The organism is Kitasatospora gansuensis (assembly GCF_014203705.1).
Classification (GTDB): Bacteria; Actinomycetota; Actinomycetes; order Streptomycetales; family Streptomycetaceae; genus Kitasatospora; species Kitasatospora gansuensis.
The window spans coordinates 4,630,786-4,648,615 of the sequence record NZ_JACHJR010000001.1 but is presented as its reverse complement, the minus strand read 5'-3'; the positions used below and the strand labels follow the sequence as shown (position 1 = coordinate 4,648,615).

At 70.9% G+C, this 17,830-nt stretch carries 21 protein-coding genes; 9 read left to right on the top strand and 12 right to left on the bottom strand.

Translation table 11 applies throughout. The features are described 5' to 3' along the window. Window positions 1-42: 42 nt before the first annotated feature. The 3 genes from F4556_RS20720 (at window position 43) to F4556_RS20710 (ending at window position 1,762) form a co-directional block, all read left to right on the top strand. Window positions 43-324, top strand: coding sequence for a chaplin (locus F4556_RS20720; protein WP_184918360.1), 282 nt, complete (start codon window positions 43-45; stop codon window positions 322-324). Between the two features lie 101 nt (window positions 325-425). Continuing rightward, on the top strand, window positions 426-1,136 hold the full coding sequence (locus F4556_RS20715) for an MOSC domain-containing protein (RefSeq protein WP_184918358.1): 711 nt from the start codon (window positions 426-428) through the stop codon (window positions 1,134-1,136). 176 nt (window positions 1,137-1,312) lie between these two features. Beyond that, window positions 1,313-1,762: a hypothetical protein gene (locus F4556_RS20710; protein WP_184918356.1), complete on the top strand. Its 450-nt coding sequence runs from the start codon at window positions 1,313-1,315 to the stop codon at window positions 1,760-1,762. 25 nt (window positions 1,763-1,787) lie between these two features. Here the strand turns inward: F4556_RS20710 and F4556_RS20705 are convergent, their stop codons facing one another. After that, entirely contained in the window at window positions 1,788-2,378 is a 591-nt protein-coding gene (locus tag F4556_RS20705; RefSeq protein WP_184918354.1) for a TetR/AcrR family transcriptional regulator, read from the bottom strand. 126 nt (window positions 2,379-2,504) lie between these two features. On the opposite strand from F4556_RS20705, the gene F4556_RS20700 reads away from it, so the two are divergent. Beyond that, window positions 2,505-3,320 carry an SDR family NAD(P)-dependent oxidoreductase gene (locus F4556_RS20700; protein ID WP_184918352.1) on the top strand — a complete coding sequence of 272 codons (816 nt, stop codon included), beginning with the start codon at window positions 2,505-2,507 and terminating at the stop codon, window positions 3,318-3,320. A gap of 7 nt (window positions 3,321-3,327) precedes the next feature. On the opposite strand, the gene hemC is transcribed toward F4556_RS20700, so the two are convergent. After that, entirely contained in the window at window positions 3,328-4,263 is a 936-nt protein-coding gene (hemC, locus tag F4556_RS20695) for a hydroxymethylbilane synthase (protein ID WP_184918350.1), read from the bottom strand. Between the two features lie 17 nt (window positions 4,264-4,280). Further along, window positions 4,281-4,658, bottom strand: a complete 378-nt coding sequence (locus tag F4556_RS20690) for a VOC family protein (RefSeq protein WP_184918348.1) — start codon at window positions 4,656-4,658, stop codon at window positions 4,281-4,283. Between the two features lie 136 nt (window positions 4,659-4,794). On the opposite strand from F4556_RS20690, the gene F4556_RS20685 reads away from it, so the two are divergent. Together F4556_RS20685 and F4556_RS20680 are read left to right on the top strand one after the other, a co-directional pair. Next, window positions 4,795-5,073, top strand: a complete 279-nt coding sequence (locus F4556_RS20685; RefSeq protein ID WP_184918346.1) for a type II toxin-antitoxin system Phd/YefM family antitoxin — start codon at window positions 4,795-4,797, stop codon at window positions 5,071-5,073. Then, window positions 5,066-5,512 (top strand): PIN domain-containing protein, encoded by a 447-nt coding sequence (locus tag F4556_RS20680; protein WP_184918344.1) that lies wholly within the window; start codon window positions 5,066-5,068, stop codon window positions 5,510-5,512. The genes F4556_RS20685 and F4556_RS20680 overlap by 8 nt, the downstream gene beginning before the upstream one ends. 3 nt (window positions 5,513-5,515) lie before the next feature. Here the strand turns inward: F4556_RS20680 and mqnP are convergent, their stop codons facing one another. Both mqnP and F4556_RS20670 read right to left on the bottom strand, forming a co-directional pair. After that, complete coding sequence (gene mqnP, locus F4556_RS20675) at window positions 5,516-6,412, bottom strand: menaquinone biosynthesis prenyltransferase MqnP (RefSeq protein WP_184918342.1); 897 nt, start codon at window positions 6,410-6,412, stop codon at window positions 5,516-5,518. Then, window positions 6,409-7,866 carry a menaquinone biosynthesis decarboxylase gene (locus F4556_RS20670; RefSeq protein ID WP_184918340.1) on the bottom strand — a complete coding sequence of 486 codons (1,458 nt, stop codon included), beginning with the start codon at window positions 7,864-7,866 and terminating at the stop codon, window positions 6,409-6,411. Before F4556_RS20670 ends, mqnP begins: the two co-directional genes overlap by 4 nt. A gap of 79 nt (window positions 7,867-7,945) precedes the next feature. On the opposite strand from F4556_RS20670, the gene F4556_RS20665 reads away from it, so the two are divergent. The 3 genes from F4556_RS20665 (at window position 7,946) to F4556_RS20655 (ending at window position 10,519) form a co-directional block, all read left to right on the top strand. Next, window positions 7,946-8,326 (top strand): PLD nuclease N-terminal domain-containing protein, encoded by a 381-nt coding sequence (locus F4556_RS20665; protein ID WP_184918338.1) that lies wholly within the window; start codon window positions 7,946-7,948, stop codon window positions 8,324-8,326. Between the two features lie 327 nt (window positions 8,327-8,653). After that, a complete protein-coding gene (locus F4556_RS20660; protein ID WP_184918336.1) occupies window positions 8,654-10,255 on the top strand; it encodes an acyl-CoA carboxylase subunit beta in 1,602 nt (533 codons plus the stop codon). Between the two features lie 57 nt (window positions 10,256-10,312). Next, window positions 10,313-10,519, top strand: coding sequence for an acyl-CoA carboxylase subunit epsilon (locus F4556_RS20655; RefSeq protein ID WP_184918334.1), 207 nt, complete (start codon window positions 10,313-10,315; stop codon window positions 10,517-10,519). 167 nt (window positions 10,520-10,686) lie between these two features. Here F4556_RS20655 and F4556_RS20650 read toward each other — a convergent pair whose 3' ends face one another. The 7 genes from F4556_RS20650 to hemL all read right to left on the bottom strand — a co-directional run bounded on the left by F4556_RS20650 (window position 10,687) and on the right by hemL (window position 17,547). Continuing rightward, on the bottom strand, window positions 10,687-11,091 hold the full coding sequence (locus F4556_RS20650; protein WP_184918333.1) for a hypothetical protein: 405 nt from the start codon (window positions 11,089-11,091) through the stop codon (window positions 10,687-10,689). A 41-nt stretch (window positions 11,092-11,132) separates the two neighbouring features. Continuing rightward, the gene (gene ccsB, locus F4556_RS20645) at window positions 11,133-12,269 is read right to left on the bottom strand and encodes a c-type cytochrome biogenesis protein CcsB (protein WP_184918331.1); all 1,137 of its coding nucleotides are present in this window, start codon (window positions 12,267-12,269) and stop codon (window positions 11,133-11,135) included. A 3-nt stretch (window positions 12,270-12,272) separates the two neighbouring features. Then, window positions 12,273-13,952: a cytochrome c biogenesis protein ResB gene (resB, locus tag F4556_RS20640; protein ID WP_313068409.1), complete on the bottom strand. Its 1,680-nt coding sequence runs from the start codon at window positions 13,950-13,952 to the stop codon at window positions 12,273-12,275. 3 nt (window positions 13,953-13,955) lie between these two features. Beyond that, entirely contained in the window at window positions 13,956-14,732 is a 777-nt protein-coding gene (locus F4556_RS20635) for a cytochrome c biogenesis CcdA family protein (protein WP_184918329.1), read from the bottom strand. Continuing rightward, complete coding sequence (locus tag F4556_RS20630) at window positions 14,729-15,325, bottom strand: TlpA family protein disulfide reductase (protein ID WP_184918327.1); 597 nt, start codon at window positions 15,323-15,325, stop codon at window positions 14,729-14,731. The genes F4556_RS20635 and F4556_RS20630 overlap by 4 nt, the downstream gene beginning before the upstream one ends. Window positions 15,326-15,484: 159 nt before the next feature. Next, window positions 15,485-16,135 (bottom strand): histidine phosphatase family protein, encoded by a 651-nt coding sequence (locus tag F4556_RS20625; RefSeq protein ID WP_184924889.1) that lies wholly within the window; start codon window positions 16,133-16,135, stop codon window positions 15,485-15,487. 77 nt (window positions 16,136-16,212) lie between these two features. Continuing rightward, on the bottom strand, window positions 16,213-17,547 hold the full coding sequence (hemL, locus tag F4556_RS20620) for a glutamate-1-semialdehyde 2,1-aminomutase (protein ID WP_184918325.1): 1,335 nt from the start codon (window positions 17,545-17,547) through the stop codon (window positions 16,213-16,215). Window positions 17,548-17,830 lie beyond the last annotated feature (283 nt).

Here is a 17,830-nt window from a genome sequence, read left to right as displayed (position 1 = left end):
CCGAGCGGCTGGCCCGGGCCGGATCGGGATACTCCTCCCGGCATGAACCGAACCAAGAAGTTCGCGGCGACCGTCGGTCTCGGCCTCGCCCTCACCCTCAGCTGCGCCGCCCCGGCCCTGGCCGACGACTGCGACGGCCACGGCCCGGCGCAGCAGGAGGAGCAGTACGCCCCCGACTTCGCCGGCGGCGGCACCACCTGCGTGAACACCGGCGGGGCCAGCGCCTCCGCGATCGTGGTGGGCTCGCCCGGCGTGCTCTCCGGCAACAACATCCAGATCCCGATCAGCATCCCGATCAACATCTGCGGCAACTCCGTCGGCTGACGCATCGACCTTCCACCACCGGAGGGCCGCGACCGGGGCATCCCGGCCGCGGCCCCCTCTTGGTCTAGACCATCCCCCGGCGGCGGCGCTAGGCTCCCGCCATGGCAGAGATCATCGGGGTGATCGAGCGGCTGTGGCGCTACCCGGTCAAGTCGACCGGGGGCGAGCGACTCGGCTCCGTGGAGGTGGACGAGCGCGGGCTCGCCGGAGACCGGCTGTACGCGGTCCGGGACAGCACCGGCAGACTCGGCTCCGGGAAGAACACCCGGCGGTTCCGCCGGATGGACGGCCTGCTCCGCCTCGGCTCCCGGCTCGGCAACCGGCTGACCGCCCCCGAACTGCTCGACCCGCTGGGCCGCCCCGTGGCGGACCCGAACGCCTTCCTGTGCGCCTACCTCCAGCGGGACGACGTCGAACTCGCCCGCGAGGACACGGTTTCGCACTTCGACCAGCTGCCCGTCAGCGTGCTCACCACCGCCACCCTGGACTGGATCCGGGCGGCCCTGCCGGGCACCGTGGTGGACGAACGCCGGTTCCGCCCCAACATCCTGCTCCGCACCCCGCCGGGCACCGCCCCGTTCGTCGAGGACGGCTGGTTCGGCCACTCGGCCACCACCCCCGGCGGCTTGGCCCTCGCCTTCGTCCAGGCCAGCGAACGGTGCGTCATGTCCGGTACGGCCCAACCCGGCCTGCCGCACGCCCCCGAGATCCTCAAGGCCCTCACCCAGGCCCACGACGCCCGCCTGGACGCCCTGGCGACCGTCACCCATCCCGGGCACCTGCGGGTCGGCGACCACCTCACGCTCGGCTGACGCTCGCTAAGGTCTCGGCCATGACTGATCACACATCAGGGCCGCGGCGGCGCACCGCTCTCGGCCTCCGGGGGCTGATGGCGTGCGCGGCGCTCGCCCTGACGGGCTGTACGTCAGCACCGGCTCCCGCACCGCCGCCACCACCCACTTCGGCCTCGCCCACACCCTCCCCCACGGTGTCCTGGGGCTCGCCGGCCTTCCCGGGGATCGGGACCGACGAGATCATGGGGCGGATCGCCACCCGGTGGGGCCTGTCGGTCGAGCGGCACCCGGCGAGGGAGGGCATCCCGGGCCGGCTGGAGGCGAAGAAGGTGCTGCCGGAGGGCTTCACGCTCTGGGTACGGCTGAACCGCGACGCCGGCGGGCATCCGCACCGGGTGGAGTGCATGGCGGAGAACTCCGTCTCGCCCCAGGTCGCGGCCACCCTGGCCGAGTGTGCGGAGATCACCTTCGACGGCACCGCGACCCCGCGACCGAGGACCTGGATCGCCGAGCAACTCGCCCTCGCCGCAAAGCCGGACGGTCCGCACGAGTCGGTCGGCACCCTGGCCGACAGCGGCTTCGACCTGCGGCTGGTGGCCCGTACCTCCTCCACCATCCTGACCATCACCCGCACCGCACCGTAGAACCCGGCCCCCGGCTGCCGGACCGTCAGGCGCCGAGGCCGTGCAGCAGGGTGTCGACGATCCGGGTGGCGAGCGCCTCCGGGTCCTGGCCGGCCACGTCCCGGCCCGCCGGGCCGGTGCCGTGCAGGCTCTCGCCGATCAGGGCGTAGAGGACCCGGCAGATCCATCCCAGGTCCGCGTCGGGGGCGAACACGCCCTCGGCGCGGGCCCGGCCGAGGAGTTCGAGGCAGCGGCGGTCGATCTGCTCGTGCAGCTCGGCGGCCTGCGCGCTCTGGGCGGCGGCCGGGCCGAGCGCGAAGCCCCAGGCGCCCTTCACCCGAAGGACGTTGGCGGTGGCGCGGTGCAGGGCGACCAGCGGCGGGGCGTCCTCGGGGTAGGCGTCCTCGATGGCCTGGAAGAGCTGCCGGGCGGCCGAGGCGGCCAGCGCCTCGATCAGCGCCTGGCGACTGGCGAAGCGCCGGTGCACCGTGGTCCTGGCCAGGCCGGAGGCCTCCGCGATCTGCTCCATCGAGGCGGCCGGATTCTCGGTCAGCACCCGCTCGGCGGCCTCCAGGATCGCGCGCACGCTGCGCTCCGCGTCGGCCCGCAGCGGGCGACCCGTCGTACTGCTGCTCATGCGCTCCTCCTCCTGTGCACCCTCCCCGGGAACGATACACACGGATATCTGCATCATTGCTGTTGCAGTTCTACGGATAACAGCTACTCTCATGTTGCAGATATCGGACGATCGCAGGAGCACCCCATGAGCCCCACCGCCCTGGTCACCGGCGCCTCCTCCGGCCTCGGTGCCGAGTTCGCCGCCCAGCTCGCCGCCCGCGGGCACGACGTGATCCTCACCGCCCGCTCCGCCGACCGGCTGACGGCGCTCGCCGAGCGGCTGCGCACCGCCCACGGCGTCCGGGCCGAGGTGGTGGTCCAGGACCTCGCGCAGCCCGACGCCGCCCGGCGGATCGCCGCCGAGCTGGCCGAACGCGGCCTGACCGTGGACCTGTTGGTGAACAACGCCGGGTTCGGCACCTGCGGCCGGTTCGAGGAGACCGACGGGCAGCGCGACCACGACCAGCTGATGGTCAACGTGGTCGCCCTGGTCGACCTCACCCACGAGCTGCTGCCTGGCATGCTGGCCCGCGGCTCCGGCGCGGTGGTCAACGTCGCCTCGGTGGCGGCCTTCCAGCCCTCGCCCTACTTCGCCGTCTACAGCGCGTCCAAGACCTTCGTGCTCAACTTCGGCCTCGCGCTCCGCCAGGAGTACCGCCGCCGGGGCATCCGGGTGCTCACCCTCTGCCCGGGCCCGGTGGAGACCGGCTTCTTCGACGTGATCGGCACCCGGGAGGCCGCCGTGACGGGCTCCTTCACCACCCCGGAGCCGGTCGTCCGGGCCGCTCTGCGCGCGCTCGACCGCGACCGCGCGTACGTCACGCCGGGCCTCACCAACGCCGTGACCGCACACCTCTCGCCGCGCCGCCCGCGCACCTTCGTCACGGCCGTGGCCGAGCGCCTGGCCCGGCGGGTGCTCAGCGCCCCGATCCGGCCCCGCGCGGAGGCCACGACCGTCTGACGGCGGATCAGTGCGGGATGGCGGCGATCAGCTCGTGCGCGCCCTGCCGCTTGAGGGCGAGGGCGACCGAGGTCCCGAGGTCCTCGGGGCTGAGCGCGCCCGCCCACTCGTGGGCGTCCAGGATCCGCTTGCCGTCCGGGGAGAAGACCCGGCCGCGCAGGGCGAGCCGGCCGTCCGGTTCGGCGGTCGCGTAGCCGGCGATCGGGCTGTTGCAGTGGCCCTGCAGGACGTGCAGGAACATCCGCTCGGCCGTCGCCTCCCGCCAGGTGTCGTGATGCCCGAGGCCGGCCACGGTCTCGATGGCGGCGTGGTCGTCCTCCCGGCACTGCAGGGCGAGCACGCCCGCGCCGATCGGCGGGCACATGGAGTCCAGCGGGAGGATCTCGCTGATCCGGTCGCTCTCGCCGATCCGCTCGAGGCCGGAGGCCGCCAGCAGCAGGGCGTCGGCCTCGCCGGCCGCCAGCTTCGCCAGCCGGCTGTTGGCGTTGCCCCGGATCGGTACGCACACCAGGTGCGGGTGCGAGGCGGCGAGCTGGGCGATCCGGCGTACCGAGGAGGTGCCGATCCGGCTGCCGGGCGGGAGCTGGTCCAGCGTCAGGCCCTCGGGGTGGATCACCGCGTCGCGGATGTCGTCGCGCCGCAGGTAGCCGGCGAAGACCGTGCCGGCCGGCAGCGGCCGGTCGGCGGGCACGTCCTTGAGGCAGTGCACCGCGAGGTCGGCCTCGCCGGCCAGCAGCGCCTGGTCGACCTCCTTGGTGAACGCGCCCTTCCCGCCCAGCTTGGCCAGGTCGCCCATCCACCGGTCGCCGGAGGTGACCACCGGCACCACCTCGGTCACGACCCCCGGGTGCAGCACGGCGAGCTCGGCCCGGACCCGCTCCACCTGGGCGAGCGCCATCGGCGAGGAGCGGGACACGATCCTGATCAACTCAGCGGCAGCCATGGCGACATGATAGGCCGTCAGCCCGCCTGCTCCTGCACCAGGCAGAACGGGTGACCCGCCGGGTCCACGTACACCCGCCAGCCGGTCTCGGCGTCCTTGCGGACCGCGCCCAGCTCCAGCACCCGGGCCTCGGCCGCGTCCAGGTCCGCGACCTCGAGGTCCAGGTGGAGCTGCTGCGGGTGGGCCGGGTCCGGCCACATCGGCGGGCGGTAGTCCTCCACCCGCTGGAAGCCGAGCACCATCCCACCGGGCGCGTGCACCGTCGACCAGTACTCGTCCAGCGACCAGCGCGGGTCGGGGCGGTCCACCTCGCCGCCGAGCAGGGCGGCGTAGAAGTGCGCCAACCCGGCGGGGTAGTGACAGTCGAGCACCACGCACTGCAGCTTGCCGATCATCGGGACCACTCCTGGAGCAGACGGGGACCTGTGCCCCTCCAGCATCCCGCCGACCGGGCCGGACCGGCCGAGGACACGGTGACGTTCAGCCCGGACGCCCAAGGGGACGATGTACTACGAGTAGTACGCTGGTCCCATGGCTACCTCCAGCGAAGTGCCGGCGCGTGAGCTCAACCAGCAGACCGCCCAGATCCTCGCCCGGGTGGAGGCCGGCGAGACGGTCACGGTCACCAAGAATGGCCGCCCAGTCGCCATACTGCGGCCGTACGGCCTGGACGACCCGCCCTCCTACGGGTTCCGCACCGACCCGATGGGCGAGGACCCGTACTTCCAGGAACCGCCGACCATCGAGTTCGAACCGATGGACGTGGACGAGCAGGATGACCTGATGCGGCAGGGGTTCGGCCTTGACTGACCGCCCCGACCTCGCGGTCGCCGTCGCCGACACCTCCGGCCTGCTGGCGTTCTTCAACCCGCGCGACCCGCACCACGGCCAGTGCCGCCTGGCGCTCCGTCAGCTCGGCCACCTGGTCGTTCCGCCCTTCGTGCTGGCCGAGCTGGACTACCTGCTGACCGCGCGAGCCGGCAGCCCGGCGGCGCTCAGCGCCCTCGGCTACATCTCACAGGGCGTGCTCCGCTCGCGCTTCGAGGTGCCCGAGGTCGGCGCGCACCTCCCGGCCGCACGGGCGGTCATGCAGACCTATCCCGACATCGGGCTCACCGACGCCATGAACGTCGTCCTGGCGCGGGAGTTCCGTACGTCCTGCCTGCTCACCCTCGACGTCAAGCATTTCCGGTTGGTCCGGCCCCTCACCGCGCACCCCGCGTTCCGGCTGCTCCCGCTCGACCTCTGAGGCTCAGAGGCTGAGCCCCCGCAGGATCAGGTCCAGCAGGGCGAAGGCGAAGAGGGACATGCCGACGAAGCCGTTGGTGGTGAAGAAGGCGCGGTTCAGCTTCGAGAGGTCGTGCGGCTTGACGATGGTGTGCTCGTAGACGAAGGCCGCCGCGACCACGGCCAGGCCGACCCAGAAGGCCGGGCCCGCGTCGGAGAGGAGGGCGTACCAGACGAGCAGGGCCAGCGTCACCGCGTGGCAGGCGCGGGCGCCGTACAGGGCGGCGGGGACGCCGAAGCGGGCGGGGAAGGAGCGGACGCCCTCGGCGCGGTCGGCGGTGACGTCCTGGGTGGCGAAGATCAGGTCGAAGCCGCCGATCCAGATGCCGACGGCGAGGCCGAGCACGACCGCGTCCCAGGACCAGCTGCCGGTGACGGCGAGCCAGGCGCCGATCGGGCCCATCGCCTGGGCCAGGCCGAGGATCGCGTGCGGGAAGTCGGTGAACCGCTTGCCGTACGGGTAGACCACCATCGGGACGACGGCGACCGGGGCGAGGACCAGGCAGAGCGGGTTGAGCAGTGCCGCGGAGCCGAGGAAGACCAGCAGCGCGACGCCCGAGCCGACGTACGCGGTGCGCATCGAGACGGCGCCGGTGACCAGTTCGCGGTTGGCGGTGCGCGGGTTCCGGGCGTCGATCTCGCGGTCGATGATCCGGTTGGCGGCCATCGCGAAGGTGCGCAGGCCGACCATGCAGACGGTGACCAGGGCCAGCGTGCCCCAGTGCATCCGACCGTCCGTCAGGTACATCGCGGTGAAGGCGGCGATGTAGGCGAACGGCAGGGCGAAGATCGAGTGCTCGATCAGGACCAGGTTGAGGAAGGCCCGGACCTTGTTCGGCGGGACGGCGGCGATCGCGCTCACAGCCCGTACTCCTTCCAGCGTGCGGTGACCAGGGCGGCGGTCTCCGGGTCGGAGCTGACCATCTCGGGCCAGCCGCCGTCCCGGGTGTAGCCCTCCTCGGGCAGCTTGCGGGTGGCGTCGATGCCCGCCTTGCCACCCCAGAACTGCTGGTAGGAGGCGTGGTCCAGGTGGTCCACCGGGCCCTCGACCACGGTCAGGTCGCGGCTGTAGTCGGTGTTGCCCAGGGCCCGCCAGGCGACCTCCTGGTAGTCGTGCACGTCGCAGTCGGCGTCCACCACGATGATCAGCTTGGTCAGCGACATCATGTGGGCGCCCCAGATCGCGTGCATGGTCTTCTGGGCGTGCTTGGGGTACTTCTTGTCGATCGAGACGATCACGCAGTTGTGGAAGCCGCCCGCCTCGGGGAGGTCGTAGTCCACGATGTCCGGGATGATGATCTTGAGCAGCGGGAGGAAGAACCGCTCGGTGAACTTCCCCAGCGGCCCGTCCTCGGTCGGCGGCCGGCCGACCACGATCGACTGCAGGATCGGCCGCTTCCGCATCGTCACGCAGTCGATGGTCAGCGCCGGGAACGGCTCCTGCGGCGTGTAGAACCCGGTGTGGTCGCCGAACGGACCCTCGGGCAGCATCTCCCCGGGCTCCAGCCACCCCTCCAGCACCACCTCGGCGTCGGCCGGCACCTGGAGCGGGACGGTCTTGCAGTCCACCATCCGCACCCGCTCGCCGGCCACGAAGCCCGCGAACAGGTACTCGTCGATGTCACCGGGCAGCGGCGCGGTGGCCGCGTACGTCACGGCGGGCGGACAGCCGAAGGCGATCGCGACCGGCAGCCGCTCGCCGCGCTTGGCGGCCACCGCGTAGTGGTTGCGGCTGTCCTTGTGGATCTGCCAGTGCATCCCGATGGTCCGCTTGTCGTGCCGCTGCAGGCGGTACAGACCGAGGTTGCGGATGCCGGAGTCCGGGTCCTTGGTGTGGGTCAGGCCCAGGTTGAAGAACGAGCCGCCGTCCAGCGGCCAGGTGAACAGCGCCGGGAGCTGGTCGAGGTCGACCTGATCGCCCGTCAGCACCACCTCCTGGACCGGCGCGTCCGAGGACTTCACGTTCTTCGGCGGCACGTGCGCCATCGAGGCCAGCTTGCCGAACGCGTCCCGGAAACCGGTGAAACCCTGCGGCAGTTCCGGCTTGAGCAGCCCGGCGATCTTCTCCGAGATCTCCTCCGGGCCCTTCAGGCCGAGCGACTTGGCGAGCCTGCGCTCGGTGCCGAAGACGTTCATCGCCAGCGGCATCGAGCAGCCCTTGACGTTCTCGAACAGCAGCGCGGGGCCCTTGGCCTTCTGCACCCGGTCGACGATCTCGCCGATCTCCAGGTGCGGATCGACTTCGGTCTTGATCCGCTTGAGGTCGCCCTCACGCTCCAGGGCCCGGAGAAACGAACGGAGATCGTCGTATGCCATGCAGGCCAGTATCCGATACGGACTACTCTGGCCACGCCAAGAGGGCCCCACCTGTCGTAACTCCGGGGGAGATCGCACCGTGTTGAGGATTCTGCCGCCACTGCTCCTGCTCGCCCTCTGGATCTGGGCGTTCATCGACTGCCTGACCACTCCGGAGCAGGAGGTGAAGCACATGCCCAAGGTGATCTGGGTGATCGTCGTGCTGCTCTTCCCGCTGGTCGGCTCGATCGCCTGGCTGGCCATCGGCAAGCGGCGCGACGGCCTGGCCTCGGCCCGGAGCGCGAGCCGCTCGGCCGGCCGCCAGGTGGCACCGGACGACAACCCCGAGTTCCTCGCCTCGCTGAAGAAGGACCAGCGCGACCGGGACGCCGAGCTGCTCAAGCAGTGGGAGGCCGACCTGCGCCGCCGCGAGGAGGAACTGCGCGACAAGGGCGACGAGGGGAACCCCGACAAGCGCTGACCTGCTTTGGCGCATCCCTACGAGCCGGGATACCCCTCGGTAGCCGGTGCGACCGCCCCTCCGAAGCTCCCGAATACTCCACCTGACCTGCGCGTTTCCCCCTGCGGCAGGCACCCCTGGGACCCAGTATCGCGGCCCGGCCGACCTTTCGGCCGGGCCGCTTTCTGTGCAGCCCTGACAGCTTCTGGCGCCCGACCTTGTACGGAATCGACGCCGAGCCGAGGCCATGATCCCTCGTACTGTCGTAGGTGAAGAAGTGTTCGCAGCGACCGGCCCGCCACAGCGGCCCGCCGCCGGACAGTTCCCTCAGACTTGGAGTGGTTCGAGATGACGGTTCTGCACGAGGCGCCCGCCGGTGGCGAGATCCCGGGGTCCCCGGCCGACGCCCGGGGGCGAGTGGCCGAACTGCACGAACTCCGCGCCCAGGTGCTGCGCGGCCCCAGCGACAAGGCCACCGAGGCCCAGCACGCCAAGGGCAAGCTGACGGCCCGTGAGCGGATCGACCTGCTGCTGGACGAAGGCTCCTTCCGCGAGGTCGAGCCGCTGCGCCGGCACCGCGCCACCGGCTTCGGCCTGGAGGCCAAGAAGCCGCACACCGACGGCGTGATCGTCGGCTGGGGCACCGTGCACGGCCGCACCGTCTTCACCTACGCCCACGACTTCCGGATCTTCGGCGGCGCGCTGGGCGAGGCCCACGCGCAGAAGATCCACAAGATCATGGACATGGCCATCGCGGCCGGTGCCCCGCTGGTCTCCCTCAACGACGGCGCCGGCGCCCGCATCCAGGAGGGCGTCACCGCCCTCGCGGGCTACGGCGGCATCTTCCAGCGCAACACCCGCGCCTCCGGCGTCATCCCGCAGATCTCGGTGATGCTCGGCCCGTGCGCCGGTGGCGCCGCGTACTCCCCCGCGCTGACCGACTTCATCTTCATGGTCCGCGAGACCTCGCAGATGTTCATCACCGGTCCCGACGTGGTCCAGGCCGTCACCGGCGAGAAGATCAGCCAGAACGGCCTCGGCGGCGCCGACGTGCACTCCGGCGTCTCCGGCGTCTCGCACTTCGCCTACGACGACGAGCAGAGCTGCATCGAGGAGGTCCGCTACCTCCTCTCGCTGCTCCCGCAGAACAACCGCGAGATGCCGCCGGCCGCGCCGACCGACGACCCGGTGGACCGCCGCAACGACTCCCTGCTCGACCTGGTCCCGGCCGACGGCAACCGCCCGTACGACATGCGCAAGGTGATCGAGGAGATCGTCGACCACGGCGAGTTCCTGGAGATCCACGAGCGCTGGGCCACCAACGTGCTGTGCGTGCTGGCCCGGATCGACGGCCACGTCACCGGCATCATCGCCAACCAGCCGCAGTCGCTGGCCGGCGTGCTCGACATCAACGCCTCCGAGAAGGCCGCGCGCTTCGTCCAGATGTGCGACGCCTTCAACATCCCGCTCGTCACCATGCTCGACGTCCCCGGCTTCCTGCCCGGCGTCGACCAGGAGCACGACGGCATCATCCGGCACGGCGCCAAACTGCTGTACGCCTACTGCAACGCCACCGTGCCGCGCATCCAGCTGATCCTGCGCAAGGCGTACGGCGGCGCGTACATCGTGATGGACTCGCGCTCGATCGGCGCCGACCTGTCCTTCGCCTGGCCCACCAACGAGATCGCCGTGATGGGCGCCGAGGGTGCCGCCAACGTGATCTTCCGCCGGGACATCAACGGCGCCGAGGACCCCGAGGCGATGCGCGCGCAGAAGATCAAGGAGTACAAGACCGAGCTGATGCACCCCTACTACGCCGCCGAACGCGGCCTGGTGGACGACGTCATCGACCCGGCCGAGACCCGCGCCGTGCTGGCCTCCTCGCTCGCCATGCTCCGCACCAAGCACGCCGACCTGCCGAGCCGTAAGCACGGCAACCCGCCGATGTAACGCGCCGTTGCGCTGCTCGGAACCCTTCAGACTTCAAGACGCGGGAGAACTGACCTCATGACCGCCAACGCCGAACCGCTGCTCCGCATCGTCCGTGGCACCCTGTCGGACGAGGAACTCGCCGCCCTGACCGCCGTCCTGATGGCCCGTGCAGCCGCGGCCCACACCGCCACCGCGGCCCCCGTCGAGCCCATCGCCACCTGGTCGCGCATCGAGCGCCGCCCGGCCTACTACTCCCCCGTCAGCTGGCAGCAGGCCGCCTAACCGCTGCGCTCAGCCACCAGGGGCTCGGGGCTCTGCTGATGTGCGGCTCCGCCGCGTGGGCGACGCCGACCTCAGGAGCGTTCGACGTGCTTACGGGGTCAGGCACTTTCGCAGTGACCCCGGCGCCAGATCTCCTCGCAGTTCCCCGAGCCCCTGGATAGTGCAACTTACGCTGCTGCCAACGTTTTCCGCCCCGCGTGCATGACGCTGAGGTTGGCCTCCAGGCGGGTGGGGTCCTGGCAGAGCCACAGCCGGACGGCCGCGCCGAGGATCGCGCTGGCCGAGCCGAGCCGGACCCCCGTCAGCTGGGCCACCCGGGCGGCGGCCAGCACGAGCAGGTCGGCCAGGGCCGCGGGCAGCCAGACGGTCTGCGCGCACGGCGCCGGCGGCGCGAGCGCCGCCAGCAGCCGGTAGGCGTCCGCCTGCCGGTGCAGCATCGGCAGGACGTCGAGCAGTCCGTCCGCCATCACTTCCGACACGTCGCTCCGATGGCTCTGGGCGAGCCGGCGGAGCAGCGCTCTCTCCGCAGCGGTGATTCGGACGGTCAGCATGACCTCGTCGCACTCCAGCATGGTGCGGCCCTCCTCGCGGATTTGGCGGAACGGACGGGTCGTCAGACTCCGGCGTACGAGTGCTTACCCGTGACGAAGATGTTGACGCCGTAGTAGTTGAACAAGAAGCAGGCGAAGGCCAGCAGCGCCAGGTAGGCGGCCTTGCGGCCCTTCCAGCCGGCGGTCGCCCGGGCGTGCAGGTAGCAGGCGTAGAAGACCCAGGTGATGAAGGACCAGGTCTCCTTCGGGTCCCACTCCCAGTACTTGCCCCAGGCCGCCTCGGCCCAGATCGCCCCGGCCACGATGGTGAAGGTCCAGAGCGGGAAGACGATCGCGTTGATCCGGTACGAGAGCTTGTCGAAGGTGGCGGCGGCGGGCAGCCGCTGCCAGATCGAGGCGGGGGTGCCGAGCGGTCCTGTGGTCTTCCCGGCGGCGATCCGGCGGTCGTAGGAGTCCTTGCCCAGGTAGAGGGCGGTGGCGATGAAGGCCGCGTAGAAGGCGCCGCCGCAGAAGATCGCCATGGAGACGTGGATCGCCAGCCAGTACGAGTGCAGGGCCGGGACGAGCTGCTCGGACTCGGTGTAGAGCACGGTGACCGCGAGGCCGAGCGTGAGCACCACGGCGACCATCACCGGCAGGCCGAGCCAGCGGACCTGCTTCTTGGCGGCCAGCAGGCCGAGGTAGGCGACCACCATGGCGAGCGCGAAGGCGCAGGAGAACTCGTACATGTTGCCCCACGGCCAGCGCACCACCGAGAGGCCCCGGGTGAGCACCGCGCCGGCGTGCAGCACCACGCCGAGGCCGGCCAGCGAGATCGCGATCCGGCCCGCCAGGTCGCCCTTCTCGCTGGTGCCGGCCGCGCCGGGGCCGTCCACGTCGACGACCGTGTCACGGCCGCTGGTGACCACGGTGGCGCCGGCGTCGGCGAGTGCGGTGCGGGTCAGCGTGGTGGTGCCGCCGTCGGCCGAGGCGACCGTGACGGTGACCTTCTTGGCGCCCTTGGCGGGGGCCTGGGCGGCCGCGACGGCGGCGGCGAGTCCGGCCTGCTCGACCGAGCGGACCGCGACGGCGCCCTTGCTGCCGAACGTCCACTCGAAGATGTGGGCGAACATCGCGATGACGTACACGGCCATCGCCGAGTAGATCAGTTTGTTGGACAGGGCGGCCAGGCTTGGGTCGACCGACGAGGCGAGATTCACCGTCTACTCCTTGGAGTCCGGGACAGCGGGGGCGGCAGGGGCGGCGGTTTCTGAGGGTGGGTCATCGTCGTCGATGGCCGGGGCGTGGTCCTGGAGGTCGACGGCGATCTCGGCCAGCTCCTCGGCGATCTTCGCGGACTCGCTCCTGGCCAGTCCGGCGACCTCGACCAGGGTGCGGCCGTCGGGGCCCGCGGTGGCGCGCACCCAGACCCGGCGGCGCTGGACGAACAGCGAGCCGATCAGGCCGAGGATCGCGGCCACCGCGCCGATCAGGGCGACCGAGTTGCCCGGCCGGTGCGAGACGGTGAAGCTCGCCCACTGCTGGTAGCCCTCGAAGGTGAGGGTCCCGTAGCCGTCCGGCAGGGTCCAGGCCTGGCCGGGCTTGAGCCGGGCGCGGGCCGGGTTGCCGTCCTGGGTGAGCTGGGTGAGGTGCTTGGTGTCCAGCTGGTAGACGTTCTGCGGCAGGCCGGAGTCGGTGCCGAGGTCGCCCGCGTACGCGGTCAGCACCAGCATCGGGTCGGCCGCGTCCGGGAAGAGCGAGACCGGGCCGGTCTTCTCGAAGCTCTCCGGGGCGGTCGGCAGGAAGTAGCCGTTGAAGCCCAGTTGGGTCTTCTTGCCGTCCTTCTCGCCGTAGTCGTTGACCTTGAGCACGCCGGTCGAGGTGAGGTTGGCGTCCTGCGGCAGGAAGGCGGTCGGGCCCGAGTAGACCTTCTCGCCCTTGGCGTTCTTCACGGTCACCACGGGCGCGTAGCCGTGGCCGATCAGGAAGACCTTGCTGCCGCCGATCTCCAGCGGGTGGTTGACCTCGATCTCACCCTTGGTCAGCTTCCCGGTGTCGCTGCCGGTCCAGTACCGGACGTGCGCGGTGAACTGCCGGGCGCTGCCCACCTGCGGGCCGCTGGTGGCGTACTTGGCGGTGAAGCCGTCCAGCTTGAAGCCGAACGGGTCCAGGTCGTTCAGGCCGTAGAACTGGGAGCCCTTGAAGTCGTCCAGCTGGGTCGCGGTGTTGGAGTAACCCTGCTTCTCGATCACCAGCTTGCCGCCCTCGCCGCTGGCCACGCTGGCCCAGGCGAAGCCGGTCAGCAGGGCGAACAGCGAGAGGTGGAAGGCCAGGTTGCCGACCTCGCGCAGGTACCCCTTCTCGGCCGCCACCGCACCGTCGGACAGGTGGGTGCGGAAGCCGCGGCGCTTCAACTGCGCGTACGCGGCGGCGTTCACCGCCTGGTGGCCCGCGCCGGTGTGCCAGGCCGCGTAGACCGGCATCCGGGTCAGGTTCTTCGGCGCGGCCGGCGGCTTGGCCCGCAGCACGCCGACGAACTGCCAGGTGCGCGGGATGATGCAGCCCGCCAGCGAGACGAACAGCAGGATGTAGATCGCCGAGAACCAGACCGAGCTGTACACGTCGAACAGCTGGAGCTTCTGGTAGACCGGGCTGACGCCGGGGTGCGCCGCCTTCCAGGTCTGTACCTTGAAGCTGTTCTGGCTGTTCTGCGGGATCAGCGAACCGGGGATCGCGGCCAGCGAGAGCAGGAACAGCAGGATCAGCGCGACCCGCATCGAGGTCAGCTGACGCCACGTCCAGCGCAGCCAGCCGAGCAGGCCGATGCCGGACGGTCCGTCCTGCTCGGTCGGCGCGCTGCTGAGACGCTCCGCCTCGGTCTCGAGGTCTGTCTGGGTGCTCACGGGTCAGATTCCGATCGAGAAGTCGGCGGCGAAGGACTGCATCTCACGGACCATCGAGTCCCAGGCACCGGTGACGAGCAGCAGACCGACCACGACGAGCATGCCGCCGCCGATCCGCATCACCCACTGGTAGTGCCGCTTGACCCAGCCGAAGGCGCCGAGCGCCCGGCGGAAGGCCAGCGCGGCCACCACGAACGGTACGCCGAGGCCGATGCAGTACACGGCCATCAGCAGCGCGCCGCGCCAGGGCGAGGCCTGGTTCCAGGCCAGCCCCTGGATGCTCGCCAGGGTCGGGCCGACGCACGGGGTCCAGCCCACGCCGAAGACGATGCCGAGCAGCGGGGCCCCGGCCAGGCCGATCACCGGGCGGTGGTGCGAACGCACCTCACGCATCGACAGGCCCGGCAGCAGGCCCATGAAGGCGAGCCCCATCACGACGGTGAGGGAGCCCATCACGATGCTGATGGTGCGTTGGTTCGCCTGCAGGGTCTGCCCGAAGTAGCCGAACAGCGCGCCGCCGGAGACGAAGACGGCGGTGAAGCCCAGGATGAACAGCACCGAGCCGAGCAGCATCCGGCCCCGCTTGGCGCCCGTGGCGTCGGCCAGGTCGGCGGCGGAGAACCCGGTGACGTAGCTCAGGTACCCGGGCACCAGCGGGAGCACGCAGGGCGAGAAGAACGAGACCAGCCCGGCCGCCAGCGCGATCGGCACGGCCAGCAGGATCGCGCCGCTCGCGACGGTCTCGTTCTGGCCCGCCGCGAGGAGGAGGGCGGCGCTCACTTCGGCTCGGCCAGGACGGGCTGGATCAGCTTCTCCAGGTCCTCCGCCGAGATCGGCCGCATCGAGCGGGCAGCCAGCCTGCCCTGACGGTCCACCACGATCGTGGTCGGGATGGACTGCGGGTTGAGGCTGCCCTTGGGGAACTTGAGGATCTCGGTGCCGTCCGGGTCGAACAGGCTCGGGTAGGTGATCCCGAAGCTGTCCTCGAACCGGGTGGCGTTGTTGACGTCGGGGTCCCGGGTGTTGATCCCGAGGAACTGGACGCCCTGGTCCTGGTGCTTCACCCAGACCTCCTGCAGCCCCTTCGCCTCGGCCCGGCACGGGTTGCACCAGGAGCCCCAGACGTTGAGCACCACGACCTTGCCGCGGTAGTCGGCGAGGGCCGCCTTGTCACCGTGCAGCGTGGTGCCGGAGATCGCGGGCGCGGCCTGCCGGGAGCCGGCCGGAGCCGTGTCCAGACCGCCCGTGCCCGAGATGAACCCGGTCTGACCGTCGGAACTGCTGGAGTCCGCGGTGCAACCGGTGAGGGTCAGCGCGGCGGCGGCGGCGAGCGCGGCGGCCGGGCGGAGGTAACGGCGGGTCGTCCCAGACATGTGAAAAGTTTCGCATGAGACTTTGGGCAGATTTAGGGGGGTCCGACGTTAGCCATCGGACCCCCCTTGACCTGCGGTTCTTATGCTTACGATCCACTTAATTCAGACAAATCGGCGTTGACATGCCGTCAGTCCGGAGCGGTCGCGAGCGGCTCCCGGTCAGGCGCCGAAGCTCTTGCCGACCGGCGCGTCGCCCTTCTTCCCCTTGCCCACCAGGTGGGCCGGCAGCAGGTCCCTGGCCGGCTCGCGGTAGCCGATCGAGACGATCCGGTCGCCCTCGTAGGTGAAGCTGGTCAGCGAGGCCAGCGAGCACTGCCGCTTGCGCGGGTCGTGCCAGAGCCGGCGCCGCTCGGCGAAGCTGCGGGCGATCCAGATCGGCAGCTGGTGGCTGACGCAGACCGCCTCGTGCCCGCGCGCCGCGTCCCGGGCCGCCGCCAGCGCGCCCATCATCCGGACCGCCTGCTCGACGTACGGCTCGCCCCAGGACGGCCGCAGCGGGTTGGTGAGGTACCGCCAGTAGGCCGGGTTCTTCAACGAACCGTCACCGACGCCGAAGGTCTTGCCCTGGAAGATGTTGTCCGCCTCGATCAGCCGGTCGTCGACCGCGATCTCCAGGCCGTGCGCCTTCCCGATCGGCTCGGCGGTCTCCTGCGCCCGCTCCAGCGGGGAGGCCACCACGTACGTGACGTCCCGGTCCGCGAGGTGCTCGGCCACCCGGTCCGCCATCTGCCGCCCCAGGTCGGAGAGGTGGTAGTCCGGCAGCCGGCCGTAGAGCACGCCCTCCGGGTTGTGCACCTCACCGTGCCGCATCAGGTGGACGACGGTGATCTCTTTCGCACTCACTGTGCTCGCTCCTCGAAGACTGACGCGATGACTGACGCGGGGACTTACGCGGGCCGGGCCTCGGCCGCCGCGCGGGCGGCGGCGGGCAGGGCGGCGGCGATCCACTCGATCGCGCGCTCGTCGTGCGCGGCCGAGACGAACCAGGACTCGAAGGCCGACGGCGGCAGGTAGACGCCCTGGGCCAGCATGCTCTGGAAGAACGCGGTGAAGCGGAACGACTCCTGCTGCTTCGCCTCGTCGTAGTTGGTGACGGCCTGGTCGGTGAAGAACACCGAGAACATGTTGCTCGCGTTCTGCAGCCGGTGCGCCACCCCCTCCTTGGTCAGCTCGAGGCTCACCAGGGCGGAGATCTCGGCGGCGACCATGTCCACCTTCTCGTACACCTCGTCGGTGCAGTGCTGCAGCTGCGCCAGACCGGCGGCGGTGGCGATCGGGTTACCGGACAGCGTGCCCGCCTGGTAGACCGGGCCGGCCGGGGCCAGGTACGCCATCACGTCGGCCCGGCCACCGAACGCGGCGGCCGGGAAGCCGCCGCCCATCACCTTGCCGAAGGTCAGCAGGTCGGGCGCCCAGCCCTCGACGGCCGCCTCGACGCCGTACCAGCCGGACTTGGAGGTGCGGAAGCCGGTCATCACCTCGTCCGAGATGAACAGCGCGCCGTTGTCGCGGCAGAGCTCCGAGAGCCCCTTGTTGAAGCCGGGCAGCGGCGGGACCACGCCCATGTTGCCGGGGGACGCCTCGGTGATCACGCAGGCGATCTGGCCCGGGTTGGCCGCGAAGGCGGCCTCGACCGCGTCCAGGTCGTTGTAGGGCAGCACGATGGTGTCGCCCGCCTGAGCCCCCGTCACCCCGGGGGTGTCCGGCAGGCCGAAGGTGGCGACGCCGGAGCCGGCCGCCACCAGCAGGGCGTCCACGTGGCCGTGGTAGCAGCCCGCGAACTTGATGATCTTCGCCCGGCCGGTGAAACCGCGGGCCAGCCGGATCGCCGACATGGTCGCCTCGGTGCCGCTGGACACCAGCCGGACCTGCTCCACCGGTGCGACCCGGGAGACGATCTCCTCGCCGAGCAGCACCTCGCCCTCGCCGGGCGTACCGAAGGAGGTGCCGCGGCTGACCGCCTGCTGCACCGCCTCGATCACCGCCGGGTGCGCGTGGCCCAGGATCATCGGACCCCAGGAGCAGACCAGGTCGACGTACTCACGGCCGTCGGCGTCGGTGAGATAGGGGCCGGTGCCTGACACCATGAAGCGCGGGGTGCCGCCGACCGCGCGGAAGGCGCGCACCGGGGAGTTGACGCCGCCGGGGGTCACGACCGACGCGCGGTCGAACAGCGACTGGCTCTGCGGGGCCTCGTAGGGGTAGCTCTTCGGGATGGTCACCCGGACATGGTCTCAAATCGTGTCCTGCACCTCCGCATGTCGGACCCGATCATCTGGAACGATGATCCTGGTACCGGACGGGTGCGGCCCGATGTGACCCGAACGGACTGTACGGTCTGTAGCGTCGTGGGTACGGTTATCCGTACTACCGCGTTCGGCGGCCCACTCCGATGGGTCAGACTGTGACCGACCGGTCCGTGTACGGCAGCGCGGAACGGGTAGTGGGCACGTTCGGAGGGACACCGAGCGTGCGGGGGTCTGTCGGTTGCGGCGAATTCCGGTG